Source organism: Mesorhizobium sp. CC13 (genome assembly GCF_039907765.1).
GTDB lineage: Bacteria > Pseudomonadota > Alphaproteobacteria > Rhizobiales > Rhizobiaceae > Aminobacter.
Window position 1 is genome coordinate 41103 of the sequence record NZ_JARDJI010000003.1, and the last position, 17558, is coordinate 58660.

Annotated in this window: 17 protein-coding genes; 15 read left to right on the forward strand and 2 right to left on the reverse strand. The window is 66.5% G+C overall.

Annotated features, from left to right (window positions below; genetic code table 11):
• Window positions 1-85 precede the first annotated feature (85 nt).
• Window positions 86-844: a DUF5677 domain-containing protein gene (locus PV773_RS05915; protein WP_347965460.1), complete on the forward strand. Its 759-nt coding sequence runs from the start codon at window positions 86-88 to the stop codon at window positions 842-844.
• Window positions 845-926: 82 nt separating this feature from the next.
• Here the strand turns inward: PV773_RS05915 and PV773_RS05920 are convergent, their stop codons facing one another.
• Entirely contained in the window at window positions 927-2747 is a 1821-nt protein-coding gene (locus tag PV773_RS05920; protein WP_347965461.1) for an endonuclease/exonuclease/phosphatase family protein, read from the reverse strand.
• A 116-nt stretch (window positions 2748-2863) separates the two neighbouring features.
• Window positions 2864-3454: an SOS response-associated peptidase gene (locus PV773_RS05925; protein ID WP_347965462.1), complete on the reverse strand. Its 591-nt coding sequence runs from the start codon at window positions 3452-3454 to the stop codon at window positions 2864-2866.
• A 58-nt stretch (window positions 3455-3512) separates the two neighbouring features.
• Here PV773_RS05925 and PV773_RS05930 point away from each other — a divergent pair, with 58 nt between their 5' ends.
• The 14 genes from PV773_RS05930 to PV773_RS05995 all read left to right on the forward strand — a co-directional run bounded on the left by PV773_RS05930 (window position 3513) and on the right by PV773_RS05995 (window position 17338).
• A complete protein-coding gene (locus PV773_RS05930; RefSeq protein WP_347965807.1) occupies window positions 3513-4016 on the forward strand; it encodes an SOS response-associated peptidase in 504 nt (167 codons plus the stop codon).
• Window positions 4017-4315: 299 nt separating this feature from the next.
• Window positions 4316-5278 (forward strand): zincin-like metallopeptidase domain-containing protein, encoded by a 963-nt coding sequence (locus tag PV773_RS05935; RefSeq protein ID WP_347965463.1) that lies wholly within the window; start codon window positions 4316-4318, stop codon window positions 5276-5278.
• On the forward strand, window positions 5275-5646 hold the full coding sequence (locus tag PV773_RS05940; protein WP_347965464.1) for a DUF2958 domain-containing protein: 372 nt from the start codon (window positions 5275-5277) through the stop codon (window positions 5644-5646). Before PV773_RS05935 ends, PV773_RS05940 begins: the two co-directional genes overlap by 4 nt.
• The gene (locus tag PV773_RS05945; RefSeq protein WP_347965465.1) at window positions 5643-5987 is read left to right on the forward strand and encodes a hypothetical protein; all 345 of its coding nucleotides are present in this window, start codon (window positions 5643-5645) and stop codon (window positions 5985-5987) included. Before PV773_RS05940 ends, PV773_RS05945 begins: the two co-directional genes overlap by 4 nt.
• A gap of 111 nt (window positions 5988-6098) precedes the next feature.
• The gene (locus tag PV773_RS05950) at window positions 6099-6506 is read left to right on the forward strand and encodes a hypothetical protein (RefSeq protein WP_347965466.1); all 408 of its coding nucleotides are present in this window, start codon (window positions 6099-6101) and stop codon (window positions 6504-6506) included.
• Window positions 6503-6700, forward strand: a complete 198-nt coding sequence (locus PV773_RS05955; RefSeq protein WP_347965467.1) for a hypothetical protein — start codon at window positions 6503-6505, stop codon at window positions 6698-6700. Before PV773_RS05950 ends, PV773_RS05955 begins: the two co-directional genes overlap by 4 nt.
• A 159-nt stretch (window positions 6701-6859) precedes the next feature.
• Complete coding sequence (locus PV773_RS05960) at window positions 6860-8992, forward strand: ParB/RepB/Spo0J family partition protein (protein ID WP_347965468.1); 2133 nt, start codon at window positions 6860-6862, stop codon at window positions 8990-8992.
• Window positions 8993-9083: 91 nt separating this feature from the next.
• Window positions 9084-9560 (forward strand): hypothetical protein, encoded by a 477-nt coding sequence (locus tag PV773_RS05965; protein ID WP_347965469.1) that lies wholly within the window; start codon window positions 9084-9086, stop codon window positions 9558-9560.
• 91 nt (window positions 9561-9651) lie between these two features.
• Window positions 9652-10302, forward strand: coding sequence for a hypothetical protein (locus tag PV773_RS05970; protein ID WP_347965470.1), 651 nt, complete (start codon window positions 9652-9654; stop codon window positions 10300-10302).
• An 87-nt stretch (window positions 10303-10389) separates the two neighbouring features.
• A complete protein-coding gene (locus PV773_RS05975; RefSeq protein ID WP_347965471.1) occupies window positions 10390-10806 on the forward strand; it encodes a hypothetical protein in 417 nt (138 codons plus the stop codon).
• Window positions 10799-11443, forward strand: a complete 645-nt coding sequence (locus PV773_RS05980; protein WP_347965472.1) for an antitoxin of toxin-antitoxin stability system — start codon at window positions 10799-10801, stop codon at window positions 11441-11443. Before PV773_RS05975 ends, PV773_RS05980 begins: the two co-directional genes overlap by 8 nt.
• Window positions 11444-11683: 240 nt before the next feature.
• Window positions 11684-11869, forward strand: a complete 186-nt coding sequence (locus PV773_RS05985; protein ID WP_347965473.1) for a hypothetical protein — start codon at window positions 11684-11686, stop codon at window positions 11867-11869.
• A 94-nt stretch (window positions 11870-11963) separates the two neighbouring features.
• The gene (locus PV773_RS05990; protein ID WP_347965474.1) at window positions 11964-16304 is read left to right on the forward strand and encodes a bifunctional class I SAM-dependent methyltransferase/DEAD/DEAH box helicase; all 4341 of its coding nucleotides are present in this window, start codon (window positions 11964-11966) and stop codon (window positions 16302-16304) included.
• Entirely contained in the window at window positions 16304-17338 is a 1035-nt protein-coding gene (locus PV773_RS05995) for a toprim domain-containing protein (protein WP_347965808.1), read from the forward strand. Before PV773_RS05990 ends, PV773_RS05995 begins: the two co-directional genes overlap by 1 nt.
• Window positions 17339-17558 lie beyond the last annotated feature (220 nt).

Genomic DNA, 17558 nt, shown 5'->3' on the forward strand with positions numbered 1-17558 from the left:
GGAATCACAAATCGCTGATACAGGATCGAGCGCGCTGGGTCCCCGGGGTGTGGATCAGGTAATTGCGAAAGCGGGTGCTAGGCCGATGAAAACCGCGCCGACTGAGAACCTCTTCGAGTTTTTAAAGAAGCTTCACAATGAGTCGATGCGGCTACTGGCGACGGTGAAGTTCGACAAGCGGGATCAGCAAGACCGACTCATCATGTCTCTGTACATGAGCATGATTGAACAGGCGGGCAGCATCATCCTTCTCATTGAGAAGCTGAAAGAGGCCGGCGTCTCGGCAATATTCCGATCAATGTTAGAAGCATATGTCGACCTCAAGAACCTAGCCAACGACTCAGGCTATGTTGGCCATTTGAACGCGAAATACCATGAGCAATGGCTGAAGCTGATGAAAGAGGGCCACGATAACAACAATGCGTTCCTAGCTGGTCTGAAGGACGTTCCGGAATTTGAGAAGCGCATGAAAAGCGAACGCGAGAAGTTGGAGGCTTTGAAAGCAAGCGGTCGGGGGCCGCTTACGATTTTTGACAAATTCAAAAAGGCTGGCGTCGAGAACGTATACCGGTCCTACTACAACATGCTGTGCGCCGACGCGCACAACGATGTGAGGGCGTTAGTCGACAGACATTTAGAGGTCAACGGCGATGACTTCGAGGTTGTAGGTTATCGCGAGGTGACGTTGCCGGATTTCGAGCCGATCTTGGACAGCGCTGCGGGCTCGCTGATGGAGGCTACTGATGTAGTGCACGCCTACTCGAAGTCCGGCCTTGACGAAGAGGTAAAGGCCCTGCGGGCCGAGCTTGATGCAATTCGCAAGGACATAGTGGACCGCGGCTAGTACCCGGAATCACCAATGGTCGATACAGCTTCGGTTACACGGGGTGCCCGGCATATGAATCACGTATTTGCGAAATCGGTTGCTAGTTCCCGCCCAGAACGACGAGGACCGGATTGTGGTCGCTCGTTGCGGCCGCGCCCAGATCGATGTTGAGGTCCATGTAGTGGACCTGCAGATCTTCCGATGAAAGCGCCCCGCCGGCCATCACATGGTCGATTGCCTGGCGCAGACCCTGATGGCTTGATGAGTACCGGAACGCCTCTCCGCGACTGTCATTCACAAAGCCAAGGCCGAGGGCACCAGCTTCGAGCGGCACCAAAGTGTCCGCGAACGGCAGATCGTTGAAGTCGCCGAGCACGATGATCGAGGGAGGGTTGTTTGGGTACCGCGCATCCAGTTCCGCCGCGAGCGCTTCAGCCTGGGCCCTGCGCCCCTCGGCCGATCCAGCTTGCGGATCCTCATCGCTCGAATACAGCGAAACATCGCCGACCTTGGAACTGAGATGCACGTTGACGAAGACGTAGGGCTTGCCACCGATCTCCAGATTGAGCAGCAGCGGCTTTCGCGTCAGATAGAAGGGGTTGGCGTCCGCGTCGCACAGATCGCCCGTGTTGAACAGGCGCTCGATCTCTCCGACCACAGCACCGCTGTCGGACCGCAGCAGGTATGCGTTGCGGATATTGCCCCCCGGCGCGCCGCCATCGACATTGGGCAGCGGCGGGTCGAGCCAGATCGCCTGGTAGGTGGGACCGCCCGCGTCGATGATTGCCTGCACGAGCTTGCCCAACGTGGCTTGTGACGAGATGATCCCGGTAACGCCCGTACCGTCGTCGTCCTGAATTTCCTGAAGAGCGATCAGGTCGGGGGCGCCGAGCGGTCCCGTGATCTGCTCGGCGATGCGCTTCACTTTGATGTTCGGAGTCGTCGTGCTGAGGTTCTCGGCGTTGAACGTCGCGAAGCGGAAGCCGTCCCCCTCCGGCCCCTCCGCGGCGGGGCGTTCCACCTGTGTGATGTCGGATTGCGTCAGCACGTGATCGAGTTGCACGATGATCTCGCCGGCATCATAGCCGACGATTCCGGTGAGATCGCCCAAGCCAAATCCTGCTTCCATGACAAGGGATTCCGTCTGAGCGGACGACAGGCGGACCTTCACCACCTCAGGGAAGATGTGTCCCGGAATGGATTTGGGGAGGCCGCCGGCCGTGAGTTCCGCGGGCTGCAGAGCCGCTCTGCTGACGGCATAGAGAACCTTTCCCTCACGGCGCGAGACCACGACGGCGTCGCTGATCACGACGCGCATCCCTTCCAGCGACTCAAAGTAGTCGCGCGGGTGATCCGCCGGATCGAAAGGCGTGTTGGGAACGTCGGCGAAGGCGATCCCCGTCATTGCGCCTGGCGGCACCAGCGGAATGGCGTCCGGAAGCTCGCCAGGCCCGATAGCCGTCACCGCGGTGATCCCGATCAGCTCCGTGGTAGTCAGAAAGTGCTCGGCGTCCGTGTTTGGCACCGACCCCTCTTCCGTTGTCCCGCAGGCAACAACCTTGCGAGGATCTGGAAAGGGCGATTTCATGCGGAACTCGAAAACCCTGCCCTCGACTCTCACTTCCGTGCCAGGCGGCGGCACTTCGAGGGCGTGTTCATTGTTGCCGAGAAAAACATAGATGCCTTCCGATGTAGCGGGATCGGCGTCAGCATTGGCGTCCGCGCTCTGGATGAAGAATCCCTTCGGATCGACGGCCGTCACGACGCCAGTCACGGTCACCGGGGTGCTGGGCGCGAACGCGGTCTTGTGACCGGCGCCTTGTATCTCCGAGATTGGCGTGTCGGCTGCCACCGCCGGCGCGCACGCGAAAATCGGGACAAAGAACAGCGTGGCGGCAAGGCAGACTGTCGTCTTCAACATCACGCGGCCCCCTCAATGTGAGGCGCCGTTGATATCAAGTATCTCCGTCACAATCTATTGTCGGAGTAAGTCTTCGGGCGGTCGACGTCGCGTATGGACCACTTTCGGCTCGCCGGTCACCCGACCTGTTTCACATGCAGCGATCCGGCCGCAAGCGGCTTGATCAGCGATTGTGCGGGTATCGTCGGATCGAGCCAGTCAGCCCAGGCATGGCGTTCCAGGATCACGATCTGGCGGTCGTGGTAGGGCGTGATGTCCGGACCGGGTTCCATGGTCAGCATGGTGAAGGCCTCGCCGACGTCGTCAGTCTGGCGCCAGATGCCGGCGATGCAGAAGATGGGCGCGTCGGCCTTCGTGAACAGCCACTTGTCCTTGCGCTTCTTCTTGGGATCCGTGGGGTCGGTGAACTCGTAGAACCCGTCAGCGACGATCAGGCAGCGGTTGGACGCGAACTCCCGGCCCTCGCTCCTGAAGTTGTAGACGGGCCGCTTGTTGGCGCCGGGCCAGCTCCAGCGCCGCTGCACAAGATCACCTTCACCGCGTTCGCCTTCGACCGTCCGGATGATCGGGCCGATATCGGTGATCTTGACGTCGTCGCGCGCCTCGAGGTTTGACCGGCCTTCGGAGAAACGGATCCTGATCTTGAGATCGGCGAAATCCTCGACGATCGAGGCCACGTCAACATGTAGGCGGTAGTCGTTGCACATCGTCCGAGACCTCCATTCCATTGCGCTCTTTGCTTGTTCTTGTTATGTTCCCATCGCCATGCACGCAAGCATTTTTGACTCGGAAGCCTCGATCGGCCAACGGCGTGTCGTCATTCGCCGCAGCGGCAACGACATCGAGATGGTCGAGTTGCCCTGGGGCCTTCAGCCCGAGCACCCGGGTGGCCGTCCGTTCACGGTGATCCGCGCCGAGGGGCGGACCTTTCCCACTCATCGCTGCCTCGTGCCAGCGTCCGAATTCCGCCATCGCAGCCACGGCAAGTATTACGGCTTCTCGCTCTCCGACGGCGACTGGTTCTATTTCGCGGGAATCTGGCGGCCGGCTACATGGGATTGGCCGGAGGCCTACGCCATCCTCACTATCGAAGCGAACGCGGATGTCGCACCATTCCACGATCGGCAGATGGCGGTCCTGCGCCGTGATCAACGGATGGCTTGGCTGGACAGAACCGCCCGCGAAGACGATGTGCTCCGGCCACTGCCGCCTGGAAGTCTCAAGGTGCGGCCTTGGAATTCGGCGCGCCAGACCGAATTCGCCCTCTGAAACCAGCTGCGGCGCATTTGCGGTTCTCCGGTTTCACAATTCTGCGTCTTTGGGACACAACGCCTTTACGCTTCTGCGCCTTTCCGTCCTTGCGCTTCCCCGCCTTTCCGCCTTTGCGGATTCGGGATTGCGTATTCGGGGGAAAGGCCTTCCCCCTGGTCGGCACTGCGTTGCCGACACACCCCCTTCTGCGGGGGTTCCCCCGCAACGCCCCCCTAGAGTGAGAGTGCGGCCCGGTTTTGCCGTGACGGGTTGAGAGCTGGGAGAGAGGCTCCCGGCGCCCGTCGCGGAGAACCGCGATGCACAGACATGATCGCCAAGCGCGCGCCGGCGCCGACCGGGGAAACCTTTATGACGAGATCACCGGCAAGATCATCGCCGAGCTCGAGGCCGGGCGTTTTCCCTGGGTGCAGCCGTGGGGCAGTTCGGCGGCCAAGGCACCGCTCGGCCTGCCGAGGAATGCCAGCACCGGCCGCGCCTATGGCGGCATCAACATCTTGATCCTGTGGGACGCAGTCGTACAGCACGGCTTCCCCGGTCAGGGTTGGCTCACCTTCCGCCAGGCGCTCTCGCTCGGCGGCCATGTCCGGAAGGGCGAGCGCGGCACAGCGATCGTCTATGCCGACCGCTTCGTCCCCGAGGACGAAAAGCAGCGGGCCTTCGAGGCCGACGCGGAGGCGCAGGCCATCCCCTTCCTCAAGCGCTTCACCGTGTTCAACACGGCGCAGTGCGAGGACCTGCCGGAAGACATCGCCACCGAGGTGCCGCCACCACCGCCGGGCATGATCGAGCCGCGTGTTGATGCTCTCATCAAGGCGACCGGTATCGACTTCCGGATCGGCGGCGACCGCGCCTTCTATGTTCCCGCCAACGACTATGTGGTGGTGCCGCCGCCGCAAGCCTACTATGAGCCGATCGACTGGCACCGCACGGCGCTGCACGAGCTCGGCCACGCCACCGGCCATGCCTCGCGGCTCAACCGCACATTCGGCCAGCGTTTCGGCTCGAAGGCCTATGCTTTCGAGGAACTCGTGGCCGAGTTGAATGCCGCCTTCTGCTGCGCGGCGCTGGGCATCGTCCCGACCGTGCGCCACGCGGACTATCTCGCCTCCTGGCTCGAGGTCTTGCGCGAGGACAACCGCGCCGTCGTCCGGGCGGCGAGCCAGGCGAGCAAGGCGGCCGACTGGCTGCTCGCCTTCCTGCCGGAAACCGAGGTAACGCCCGACGCGGCCGCGACCGAGATCGACAGGAGGGCGGCATGATCCTCCTCACCGACGAATTGCGCGAGCGCCTGCTCGCCAACGGACGCGATCCCGGTGCCGATCATGTGCCGGTGGTCAAGTTCTTCAATCCGCTCGGAGCGGGCGTCTGGCTCGCGGCCGAGCTTCATCCGGATGGCGACATCCTCTACGGCCTCGCCGATCTTGGCTTTCCCGAGATCGGCAGCTTCTCGCTCGAGGAGCTGGCTTCGGTGCGGTTGCCGTTCGATATGGGGATCGAGCGCGACATCCTGTTCGCGACCGACCTGCCGTTGTCGGTCTGGGCGGAGGCGGCCGGTCAGGCGGGCAGTATCCGGGCAGCCGAGCGCATCGTCGCCTCCATCGCCCATACGCGGCGCGGGGGCTCATGATGCTGACGAGTGCGCTACTCCACGCCCAGCTCGAGCGCATGGAGGCGGGTCTTGCCGAGACCCGCCGCACGCTCGTCGCGGTCGAGCGCAAGCTCGAAATCCGGGCCGAGGCGGAAACGATCCGCCGCCGTCCCAAGGCCCGGTACTGCCATCGCCGCATGTCGCGCTGGACCGGCGCCGACGAGGCCGAATACCGGCGCGTACTGGATGCGATGCTGTCGGTCACCGGCCCGGAGCTCGACCGGCTCAGGCGACGGGCCGATCGGCAGGACGCCGCGATCGAGGCCCTGCGCCGCAAATACCGGGTCAATGAGGAGCGCCCGCTCTTCTCCGTCCGGTAGCACCGCGCCGCCGCCAAGCGGCGACAGCCGCCCCTCGCCAGAGGGGCGGCCTTTCGCCGTGACGATTCGTGAGGTCGGGAAAGCTCCGGCCGGTCGTCGCGGAGATCCATCATGACCCGTCCTTCCCCGACCAGCTTCAACTACAGACCCTATATCGACTCCGCGCTCCGGACGCCCGGCGGCCATCTCAGCATCGGCCGCGGCGGCTTCACGCTCCATTATGGTGAGGGCGCGCGGCTCTCGGACTACGAGCTCCAGACGGTCAAGGCCGAATGCATCGCCGCCGGGCTGCCGGTCATCGACAGCCTCGCCGTGCCCTTCGATGCCGCGCTCCATCTCGCGGTTGCCGGCCCGATGATCGCGGTCGGCCGTGATCCCGATCCGGCACCCTGGCATGCGCTGTCCTTCGCTTCTGTCAGCGCGGTCGCCGCCGCCTACGCGGCGGCCGGCGCCGAGGTCTGGAACCTGCCGGAGATCGCCACGCCTTCCGGGCCGGCCACCGCGGGGAGGGCGCCATGAGCCGGCCGATGCTTTCGCTCTACACCACGATGCGGGAGTTCGAAGCCCTGCACGAGCGCTATGACCGCACCCGCGGCACCAGCCGGACGGTCACGGTCGAGCGCGAGGCGCTGATCCACCTCCTCATGGATCATGCCCGCCTGGTCGAGGCGCTCCGCCAGGCGGGACAGGTCCGGATCGAGGACGGCGACTGACGTCCATGTGCCCGGTCCGCGCCGCCCTCGGCCTGGCCATCGCAACCGCCGCGCGCCAGTGGGGTGTCGGCCCGCGAGAGGGAGAGGGGGGACGGGATTTCGCGACGGGTTGGAGGTCGGGAGAGAGGCTCCCGGCCGCCCGTCGCGGAGACTATCTCGATGGCAAACGCCAAGCAGAAGATCACCCTCAACGCCTCGCGCGACATCCCCTTCAACAAGCTGGTGCTGAGCCAGGCCAATGTCCGGCGCATCAAGAACGGGCAATCGATCGAGGACCTCGCGGCCTCGATCACGCGGCGCGGCCTCTTGCAGAGCCTCAACGTCCGGCCCGTGCTCGACGGCGAAGGCAAAGAGACCGGCATGTTCGAGGTGCCTGCCGGCGGCCGGCGCTTCAAGGCGCTCGAACTGCTCGTCAAGCAGAAGCGCATGGCCAAGGCCGAACCCGTGCCTTGCGTGGTTACCGACGCCAATAGCGTCGTGCCGATCGAGGAAGATTCACTCGCTGAGAATTTCCAGCGGGAGGACCTGCATCCTCTCGATCAGTTCCGCGCCTTCCAGACCCTTCACGACCAGGGGGCGAGCCATGAAGACATCGCCGCCCGCTTCTTCGTCACCGCCACCTTCGTGCAGCAGCGCCTGCGGCTCGCCAGGGTCTCGCCAAGGCTGCTCGAGACCTACGAGCAGGACAGCATGAAGCTCGATCAGCTCATGGCTTTCACGGTCAGCGACGACCACGCGCGCCAGGAGCAGGTCTGGGAAACGCTGCAGAACTCCTGGTCGCAGGAGCCGCAGCAGATCAGGCGCATGCTGACCGAGACCACGGTGCGGGCCACTGACCGCCGGGCGCGGTTCGTCGGTGTCGACGCCTATGTCGCCGCCGGCGGTATTGTGCTGCGCGACCTGTTCGAGGCCGACAATGGCGGCTGGCTGCAGGATCCGGCGCTGCTCGACCGCCTGGCCGGAGAGAAGCTCAAGGAAGCAGCCGACGCGATCGCGGCCGAGGCCTGGAAGTGGATCGTGGTGGACGTCGATCTGCCCTATGGCCATGCGCAAGGCCTGCGCGAGCTCACCGGCACGCCCGCCGATCTCAACGACGACGAGCGCGCCACCCGCGAAGCCCTGCGCAAGGAGTATGACGACCTCGAAGCCGAGTACGCCGAAGCGGACGAACTGCCCGACGAGGTCGACCAGCGCCTCGGCGAGATCGAGACCGCGCTCGAGGCCTTCGAGAGCCGGCCGATCATCTACGATCCAGCCGAACGCGCCCGCGCCGGCGTTTTTGTCAGCATCGACCGCGACGGCGACCTCGTCGTCGATCGAGGCTATGTCCGTCCCGAGGACGAGGCGCCCGAGCCGGTCGACGGCGACGGGACCGAGGGCGATGGCGAGGATGGCGCAGACCCCGCCGGCGGCGATCCGGCGGTGCGCCGCACCACCATCACCATTGGCGGCCAGTCGGCCGAGCCGGAGGAGGACGACGGCGACGACACCATCAAGCCGCTGCCGGAGCGTCTCGTCACCGAGCTCACCGCCTACCGCACGCTGGCGCTGCGCAACGCGGTGGCCGTCAACCCGCATGTCGCCATGACGGCGCTGCTGCACCGGCTCGTCCTCGACGCCTTCGGCCAGCGCTCCTTCACCGGCTGTGTCGAAGCCGCCGTGCGGCAGGTCTATCTGACGGCGCAGCAGGCCGACCTCAAGGACAGCCCCTCGGCCAAGGCGGTCGACGAACGTCACGAGGCCTGGAAGGCCGACATTCCCTTCGGCGACGACAATGCGCTGTGGGCGTGGCTGGACACGCTCGACGAGGCCAGCCGGCTGGCGCTGCTCGCCCATTGCGTCAGCTATGGCATCAATGCCCTGTTCGAACGGCCCAACCCCTATGGCGGCAATGGCGTCAGCCAGGCCGGTCTCGAGCAGCGCCTGCGCGAGGCCGACCGGCTGGCCCATGCCACCGGGCTCGACCTGGTCGATGTCGGCTGGCGCCCGACCGTCGACAACTATCTCGGCCGGGTGACCAAGGCCCGCATCCTCGAGGCGGTCCGCGAGGGCGCCGGCGAACAGGCGGCGCAGCTCATCGACCACCTCAAGAAGCCCGAAATGGCCAAGGAGGCCGAGCGCCTCCTGGCTGACAGCGGCTGGCTGCCCGAACCGCTGCGGCTGATCGACGGTGAGGCGCCCGCGCCCGCCGGGGACGAGGAGCAGGACCTCCCCGCGTTCCTCGCCGGCGACGGCGACGATGCAGAGGCCGAATCCGATGACGGCGCGGTTCAGGCCGTCGCTGCCGAATAGCCGCATCGGCGGGGCGGCTGCGGTCGCCCCGCTCACCCTTCACCCGCTCGGCCCGGCGTCCTGCCGGGCCACTTTGTTTTCGGAGACCACCATGTCTGCCCATATCGTCTATGACACCGCCCCGCTCGGCGCGCTGATCCGCTACTCGGACGGCACGCCGAAACCGCCGGCGCGCTTCGCCAAGAAACTCGCCGCCTGGGAACGGCGCAACGGCCTCGGACGCCTCGTCCGCAAGGAGCCACCGCGCGAACGGCCGGCCTATTGCGCACCGGCGGCCATCATCCTCAACGAAGGGAGCTTCGCCTCCGGCAGCGTGATCCTCGTCACCGCGATGCGCGAGCACAGCCTCGACAGCGATCTGCGCTACGAGATCGTAGACCGGCCCACCATCGGCATGTTCCGCGTGTTGCTGTCCGTCGGCGACAATGTCGAGCTCCTCCATCTCGCCGACAGCCGCGAGGCCGCCGAGCTGTGGCTGGCCAGGACCGGGCACGCCCGGGCTCGCCTCGAAGAGGTCACCGCCGACGAGGTCGGTGCCGACGTCATCGAAGGACGCGCGGCGGCCTGACCACGCCACCACTTGCGCATCTTCAATCTTCATCAAGACGGCCCGGGCTGCGATAGCGGCGCCGGGCCGCCTGCCTTTCAGGAGCAGCACGATGCCCACCTTCACCATCGAGACCACCTACCACCTGCCCGTCTTCCGGCACGTCACCTATGCGGCCGATACGCCCGAAGCCGCCTGCCGGCTTGCCATCGAGGACAATGACTGGTCCGGTCAGCGCGAGGACTACGAGTCCTCCGGCGAAACCTATGTCACCGGCATCTGGGAAGGCGCCGATACGGCCTATCGGGTGCCAGCCATTCCCGTCCCGCCGCATTTCGGGGAGACGGTGCAGCGCCAGGCTGCGCATTTCGAGGTCCTGCTCGGCCTCCTCAAGATGCTGTTCAGCGACGTCAGCGCCGACCGGCAGACGCCGCCCGAATGGCTGGCCAAGACGGCTTGGGCAATCGCCCGCGGCGGGGCCATCCTCGACGGCGCGCGCGGTCCCGACGAGCCCGCCGATCTCCCGGCGCCGCCCCATGCCCTGGCCGAGCTGCACGAGGATCGCGTCCGCGGCCAGGTCGCGTCGATCCTCGAGGCCGACGACAGCTTCGTCGGCCTCACGGTGGACGCGGTGACCGACACGGACATCCATGTCGCCTGTCTTTCGGTGGCCGCGTCCATCGACCTCGCGGAGGAAGTCGGCGCCGCCGAGTTCCGTGCCGCGCTCGCCGCGTTGCGGCAGGCGCAGCTGCGCCTTGCGTGACGGCGCGCCCTGCCGTCGCGGCATCCCACCTTCCTTTCAACCGAGGCCCGGCCATCGCGCCGGGTTTTTCCATTTCAGGAGGTTTTCATGGCCGACTACGTCACGCAGTTCTCATGCACATTCGATGTCGAGAGCGTCGAGAACGTCGCGCGCGCACTCGAGCTCTATCGCCAGGACACCGCTGCGGGCGAACACGATACCGTCTTCGCGGACGGGTTCCACCTCGCCAGCGGCGAGGCGGATGCCGACACGGAACAATGCATCCATGCCGATGACTATGGCGAGCCCGAGTGCGTCATCCGGTTCGTCCGCCTTTGCGCTTCGGCGTTCGGCCTCAGCGGTCGCTGGGGATTTCAGTGGGCCAACACCTGTTCGCGACTGCGCGTCGATGACTTTGGCGGCAGCGCCGTCGTGCTCGATCTGGCAACCGGCGAGGTCATCGCCTGGATCAACACGCACGAGTGGCTCGCCAACCTTCTCGCTGGAGGGGAAGCCGATGTCTGAGATCATTGAAACCACGGTCTATCGTCTTGACGAGCTCTCGGACGCGGCGAAGGTGAAGGCCCGCGACTGGTATCGCGAAGGCGCCGTCGATCACGACTGGTATGAGTTCGTGTATGAGGATTTCCAGCGCATCTGCGCGATCCTCGGCGTCGCGTTGAAGACGATCCCGGTCCGCCTCTATGGCGGCGGCACGCGGCAGAAATCGTGCATCTGGTTCTCCGGGTTCTGGAGCCAGGGCGACGGCGCCTGCTTCGAAGGCCAGTATCGCTACGCGGCGGGCGCCGTGCGGAAGATCCGTGACCATGCGCCCAAGGACACGGAACTCCACCGGATCGCCGCCGCGCTGCAGGCCGTCCAGCGCCGGAACTTCTTCCAGCTCCACGCCGGCATCGTCCATCGCGACCGCTACTATCACGAATACTGCATGGCGATCGCGGTCGAGCGCGACAGCCCAAGCTATCAGGAGATGACGGCCGACGCGGAGGAGACGGTGATCGAGGCGCTGCGCGATCTCGCCCGATGGCTCTACCGCCAGCTCGAGCGCGAATACGACTACCAGACTTCCGACGCGGTGGTGGACGAGGCCATCCTCGCCAACGGCTATACCTTCACCGCCAATGGCCGCCGTTTCGGCTGATCGCCGTTTCGCCCGTATGCGCGAGTCCCGTAAGCCGGGCGAGTGCGCCGGTCGTGTCACCGGTCCTACAACCCTGTCCGTGCGGAATGTCCGACCTCCTCGACGTCCTGGTAAGCGACCCATCCGCCTCTCGCCGTCAACCCGCACGGGGTTCTCCTCGATCCCTCGGTGACGGCAGCGGACCGCTCGCTTTCGGTGGGCGTCGGCGGAGCGTTTCCGCGCAGACAGGAGGATAGACCGATGACAACGCAGCAGCCCTATCATCCCGATGACATTGTCGTCTGGCCGGACGGCACTTGGGCGACACTCGCGGACGTCTGGGCCGGTGACTATGCCTGGATGTCGGACGACTACGAGATCGTGCGCGCGGACGATGTCGAACGGCTCACGGCGCTGAACCTCGCGGACGATCTCGGCCTGCCGTGAGAGGCAGAGGAGGGCCTGGACGGGTCTGAGCCGGCGCGGTCCAGAGAGAGCACCGCGCGCTCGCTCCTGTCCCTGCTCTCCCGAGGTTCCTCTCATGTCCCCGATCTCCGTATCCGCGGCGGCGCCCGCTGCCGCGCCGCTCGCGCCCGCCGACACTGACGCCGCGACGGCCGTCCTCGCCGCCGGCAATCTCATCCTTCCCCATCTCGAGCGCGGCGAACGTATCGACGCGCCGATCTTGCGCGCGGCGATGGAGACCGCCTTCGGCGCCTCCGATGCCGCCGGCGCCTGGGACTGGAAGCAGGCTTACGAGGCCTGCGAAGCAGCCACCGTCCTGTTTCTGCGCAAATACGGAAAGGCGCTGCTCCGTAAAGCCGCCACTCCGGCTCTGCGGCTTTCCGCCCTGACAAAGATCGGCGCGCTCCTGCCGACGCATACCCGCCGTTCCGAAGAAGCGCAGGCCTTCCAGCAGTTCTCGACACCGATCCCGCTCGGTCTCGTCGCCGCGACCGCTGCCGCCATCACGCCAGCCGATCGCGTGCTCGAACCCTCGGCTGGCACCGGCCTGCTCGCCATTCTCGCCGAGATTGCCGGCGGCGCGCTCGTCCTCAACGAGCTCGCCGAGATGCGCGCCGGCCTCCTCACCTCCCTCTTTCCGGCCGTTTCCGTCACCCGCTTCGATGCCGCCCAGATCGACGACCATCTCGATCCCGGTGCCGTGCCGAGTGTCGTGCTGATGAACCCGCCTTTCTCGGTCCTGGCCAATGTCGAGGGGCGCGTTGCCGACGCGGCGTTGCGCCATGTCGCCTCGGCGCTCGCACGCCTGGCGCCGGGCGGCCGCCTGGTGACCATCACCGGTGCCAGCTTCGCGCCCGACGACCCGGCCTCGGCGCCGGCCTTCATGCGCTTGCAGGAGCGCGGCCGCGTCGTGTTCTCCGCGGCGATCGACGGCGCGGTCTACGCCAAGCATGGCACGACATTCAACACACGGCTCACCGTGATCGACAAGCTGCCGGCCGACGATCCGGCCGTCTTCCCCGCCTCGCTGGGAATCGCGCCCGACGCGGCCACGCTTATGGCCTGGGTCGGGGCGCAGGTCCCGGCGCGCCTGCCGGTCGCTCTGCCGAGCGCTCCGGTCACGGCCGCTGCCGCACCGCGCACGGTACGCGGCTATGTCACCCGCGCCGCGCGGATCGCGCCGCGGGCTGCGCTCGCCGAGCCAGAGGGCGTCGAACTCACTTATGAGATCGTCGATGCGCAGCCGGCCGAGGACGCCGGCATCACCGACGCCATCTATGAGGCCTACGGAGTTCAGGCGATCCGTATTCCCGGCTCTCAGGCGCACCCGACCCCGCTCGTGCAGTCGGCAGCGATGGCGAGCGTCATGCCGCCTCGGCCGAACTACCGGCCGCGCCTGCCGCACAACATCCTCGAGCTGCTCTCCGACGCCCAGCTCGAGACGGTGATCTATGCCGGCGAGGCCCATGCGGAATTCCTCGCCGGCGCCTGGACGGTGGACGACACCTTCGATGTAGTCTGCGCCGCAGCGGAAGATGCCGCGAATGCCGTCCGCTTCCGGCAGGGTTTCATGATCGGCGACGGCACCGGCGTCGGCAAGGGCCGCGAGTCCGCCGCCATCATCCTCGACCAGTGGATGCAGGGGCGCCGCAAGGCCGTCTGGATTTCGAAGTCCGACAAGCTGATCGAGGACGCCCAGCGCGACTGGTCGGCGCTCGGCATGGAGCGGCTTCTCGTGACGCCGCTCTCGCGCTTCCCGCAGGGCAAGCCGATCACGCTGCCGGAAGGCGTCCTATTCACCACCTATGCCACGCTGCGCTCCGACGACCGCGGCGACAAGGTTTCGCGGGTCCGGCAGATCGTCGATTGGTTGGGCGCCGATTTCGACGGCGTGATCGTGTTCGACGAGAGCCATGCCATGCAGAATGCCGTTGGCGCCAAGGGCGAGCGGGGCGATGTCGCCGCCAGCCAGCAGGGCCGCGCCGGGCTGCGGCTCCAGCACGCGTTGCCGAACACGCGCATCCTCTATGTCTCCGCTACCGGCGCCACCACCGTCCACAATCTCGCCTATGCCCAGCGGCTCGGCCTCTGGGGCGGCGAGCACTTTCCGTTCGCGACCCGCGCCGAGTTCGTCGAGGCGATCGAATCCGGCGGCGTCGCGGCGATGGAGGTGCTGGCCCGCGACCTCAGAGCACTCGGCCTCTACACCGCCCGCTCGCTCTCCTTTGTCGGCGTCGAATACGAGCTGGTCGAGCACGAGCTGACGCCCGAGCAGGTCCGCATCTACGATTCCTATGCGGGCGCTTTCGCCGTCATCCATAACAACCTGGATGCGGCGATGCAGGCGGCGAACATCACCTGCAGCAGCGGCACGCTGAACGCGCAGGCGAAGTCGGCCGCCCGTTCGGCCTTCGAGTCGGCCAAGCAGCGCTTCTTCGGGCACCTGCTCACCTCGATGAAGACGCCGACGCTGATCCGCTCGATCGCGCGCGACCTGGCGGACGGCCATTCAGCCGTCATCCAGATCGTTTCGACCGGCGAGGCGCTGATGGAACGGCGCCTGGCCGAACTGCCGACCGAGGAATGGAACGATGTTCGCGTCGACATCACGCCGCGCGAATATGTCCTTGACTATCTCGCCCATTCCTTCCCGGTGCAGCTCTTCCAGCCGTTCACGGACTCGGAGGGCAATCTATCGTCGCGGCCGGTCTATCGAGACGGCCAGCCGGTCGAGAGCCGCGAGGCTGTCGCTCGCCGCGACGAACTGATCGCGCAGCTCGCCAGCCTGCCGCCCGTGCCCGGCGCGCTCGACCAGATCGTCCAGCATTTCGGGGTGGACGTCGTCGCCGAAGTCACCGGCCGCTCCCGCCGCATCGTGCACAAGCCTGGTTCTGTCCCGGGCGGCGACCGCCTCGTGGTCGAGACCCGCGCGGGATCGGCCAACCTCGCCGAAACCCAGGCCTTCATGGACGACCAGAAGCGCGTTCTGGTCTTCAGCGACGCCGGCGGGACCGGGCGCAGCTACCACGCCGAGCTTTCGGCCCGGAACAGGCGGCTGCGCGTCCACTATCTGCTCGAGGCGGGCTGGAAGGCAGACGCCGCCATCCAGGGCCTGGGCCGCACGCATCGAACCAATCAGGCGCAGCCGCCGCTGTTCCGCCCTATCTCCACCAATGTGAAGGCCGAGAAGCGCTTCCTCTCGACCATCGCTCGCCGCCTCGACACGCTGGGTGCCATCACCCGCGGCCAGCGGCAAACGGGCGGCCAGGGCCTGTTCCGCCCAGAAGACAACCTTGAAAGCCACTATGCCCGCGACGCGTTGCGCCAGCTCTACATGGTCATCGTCCGCGGCAAGCTCGAGGGCTGTTCGCTCGAACGCTTCGAGTCCGCCACCGGCCTCAAGCTCATGGACGACACCGGGATCAAGGACGAGCTGCCGCCCATCACCACTTTCCTCAATCGTATGCTGGCGCTCACCATCGAATTGCAGGGCGTGCTGTTCGAGGCCTTCGAGCACTTGCTAGCCGCGCGGATCAATGGCGCCATCGCATCAGGGACCTATGACGCGGGGCTCGAAACGCTCCGAGCCGAGAGCTTCATCGTCACCGGACGGGAGGTGATCTACACCCATCCGCGCACCAGCGCCGAGACCCGCCTGCTGACCATCGCCGAGCGCCGCCGCAACCGTCCCGTGACGCTCGACGCAGCGCTCGATCATCTCGCCGATCGGCACGCCATGCTGCTGCTCAACGAGCAGTCCGGCCGCGCCGCCGTGCAGATTCCGACCACCAGCGTGATGCTCGACGATGGCGAGATCGAGCGGCGGGTCCGCCTGATCCGGCCGATGGAATCCCAGAACATGCCGCTCAAGGCGATGGGCGAGACGCGCTGGGTCGAGGCCGATCGGTACGCGTTCTCGTCGGCATGGCAGGCCGAAATGGCCGAGGTGCCGGAATTCTCCGACAGCGTCCTGCATATGGTGACCGGACTGCTGCTGCCGATCTGGCGGCGCCTGCCCAACGAGTCAACGCGGGTCTATCGGCTCCAGACCGACGCGGGCGAGCGCATCATAGGCCGCCGCGTCTCTCCGGCCTGGGCAGCCAATGCCACCACGACCGGCGTCGCCTCGCTGTCACCGGACCAGGCCTTCGCGGCGCTGATGGACGGGCGGACGATCATCGATCTCGCCGAGGGGCTGCAGCTCCGCCGCGTCCGCGTCATGGGCGCCTGGCGCATCGAACTGACCGGCTTCGCCGACACGATGCGCGAGCGGCTCACCGCCTATGGCCTCTTCCACGAGATCATCTCGTGGAAGCTAAGGATGTTTGTGCCAACCGACGCCGCCGGCATCGCCGTGCTCGATCGCGTGCTGGGACGCTGGCCGATCGAGCGCGTCAGCGAGCGGGAGACCGCATGATGCCGCGCCGCGCCGCCGCCGAACTCGCCCACCGTCTCGGCGAACAGGCCGAGGCGGTGTGCCGGCACTATCTGTCCAACGGACGTCGTTCCGGCAATTATTGGCAGGTGGGCGATGTCCGCAACGCAGCGGGGCGCTCGATGTTCGTCCGCCTTCAGCGCTCGCCGAAGGGACCACCGGGCAAGTGGACCGACGCCGCGACCGGAGAGCACGGCGATCTGCTTGACATCATCCGCGAGAGCATGGGTCTCCTCGACTTCAAGGACGTCGCCGATGAGGCGCGCGCCTTCCTCGCCATGCCGCGACCGGAACCACGCCCCTCCCGCGGCAAGCCGGCGCCGGTTCCAACCGGATCGCCCGAGACCTCGCGGCGGCTCTTCGCCATGTCGCAGCCGATCCCCGGCACGCTCGTCGAATCGTACTTGCGGGGACGCGGCATTGCGACTTTGCACGGAACCGCATCGCTTCGGTTCCATCCGCGCTGCTACTATCGGCCCGAGGATCACGGACCGACCGAGACCTGGCCGGCCATGATCGCCGCGGTCACCGATCTCAGCGGACGCCAGACCGGCGCGCACCGCACGTGGCTCGACCCCAGCGGCGATGCCAAGGCGCCGATCGACACGCCGCGCCGAGCGATGGGTGACCTTCTCGGTCACGCCGTCCGTTTCGGCGTGCCAGCCAGCGTCATGGCAGCCGGCGAGGGCATCGAGACGACGCTGTCGCTCCGATGCGCCTTACCCGACATGGCCATGGCGGCGGCACTCTCGGCCGCACATCTGGGCGCCATCCTATTTCCGTCCACCTTGCGCCGGCTCTATGTCATTCGCGACAACGATCCGGCTGGCGACGGGGCACGCGACACCCTGGCCGAGCGGGCACGGGAGGCCGGGATCGAGGCGATCGTGCTGTCGCCCGAGCTCGAGGACTTCAACGACGATCTCCGCCACTGCGGCCTCGAGGCCCTTCGGGCAGCGATCGCGGAGCAGCTCATGCGCAGGGATCGACTGCGCTATCTGACGCGAGCGGCATGAGCCGATAGGGGACAGGGCGAGGTCCGGTGCCGCCTGCATCGCTGGTGGACCGCCCGCCGGATCAGCGCCGCGACCCGGCCTTCGAGAGGGCGATCGAGCCCACAGCCAAGCCGTCCAGGCAATGGCGGCGGCCGACTATTTTCCGTCGGCGCCCGACTGCTGGCGAATGCCAGCGACGAAATGCGACGCCTTTCCATCGCGAGGCAAAATAGTCGGCCTC

Excerpts from the sequence above, each read along its gene's own strand:
- PV773_RS05920 (WP_347965461.1), bottom strand. The coding sequence starts at position 2,747 with ATGTTGAAGACGACAGTCTGCCTTGCCGCCACGCTGTTCTTTGTCCCG.
- PV773_RS05980 (WP_347965472.1), top strand. The coding sequence starts at position 10,799 with ATGTCTGAGATCATTGAAACCACGGTCTATCGTCTTGACGAGCTCTCG.
- PV773_RS05975 (WP_347965471.1), top strand. The coding sequence starts at position 10,390 with ATGGCCGACTACGTCACGCAGTTCTCATGCACATTCGATGTCGAGAGC.
- PV773_RS05935 (WP_347965463.1), top strand. The coding sequence starts at position 4,316 with ATGCACAGACATGATCGCCAAGCGCGCGCCGGCGCCGACCGGGGAAAC.
- PV773_RS05950 (WP_347965466.1), top strand. The coding sequence starts at position 6,099 with ATGACCCGTCCTTCCCCGACCAGCTTCAACTACAGACCCTATATCGAC.
- PV773_RS05965 (WP_347965469.1), top strand. The coding sequence starts at position 9,084 with ATGTCTGCCCATATCGTCTATGACACCGCCCCGCTCGGCGCGCTGATC.
- PV773_RS05990 (WP_347965474.1), top strand. The coding sequence starts at position 11,964 with ATGTCCCCGATCTCCGTATCCGCGGCGGCGCCCGCTGCCGCGCCGCTC.
- PV773_RS05985 (WP_347965473.1), top strand. The coding sequence starts at position 11,684 with ATGACAACGCAGCAGCCCTATCATCCCGATGACATTGTCGTCTGGCCG.
- PV773_RS05960 (WP_347965468.1), top strand. The coding sequence starts at position 6,860 with ATGGCAAACGCCAAGCAGAAGATCACCCTCAACGCCTCGCGCGACATC.
- PV773_RS05945 (WP_347965465.1), top strand. The coding sequence starts at position 5,643 with ATGATGCTGACGAGTGCGCTACTCCACGCCCAGCTCGAGCGCATGGAG.
- PV773_RS05955 (WP_347965467.1), top strand. The coding sequence starts at position 6,503 with ATGAGCCGGCCGATGCTTTCGCTCTACACCACGATGCGGGAGTTCGAA.
- PV773_RS05940 (WP_347965464.1), top strand. The coding sequence starts at position 5,275 with ATGATCCTCCTCACCGACGAATTGCGCGAGCGCCTGCTCGCCAACGGA.
- PV773_RS05970 (WP_347965470.1), top strand. The coding sequence starts at position 9,652 with ATGCCCACCTTCACCATCGAGACCACCTACCACCTGCCCGTCTTCCGG.
- PV773_RS05930 (WP_347965807.1), top strand. The coding sequence starts at position 3,513 with ATGCACGCAAGCATTTTTGACTCGGAAGCCTCGATCGGCCAACGGCGT.
- PV773_RS05925 (WP_347965462.1), bottom strand. The coding sequence starts at position 3,454 with ATGTGCAACGACTACCGCCTACATGTTGACGTGGCCTCGATCGTCGAG.
- PV773_RS05915 (WP_347965460.1), top strand. The coding sequence starts at position 86 with ATGAAAACCGCGCCGACTGAGAACCTCTTCGAGTTTTTAAAGAAGCTT.
- PV773_RS05995 (WP_347965808.1), top strand. The coding sequence starts at position 16,304 with ATGCCGCGCCGCGCCGCCGCCGAACTCGCCCACCGTCTCGGCGAACAG.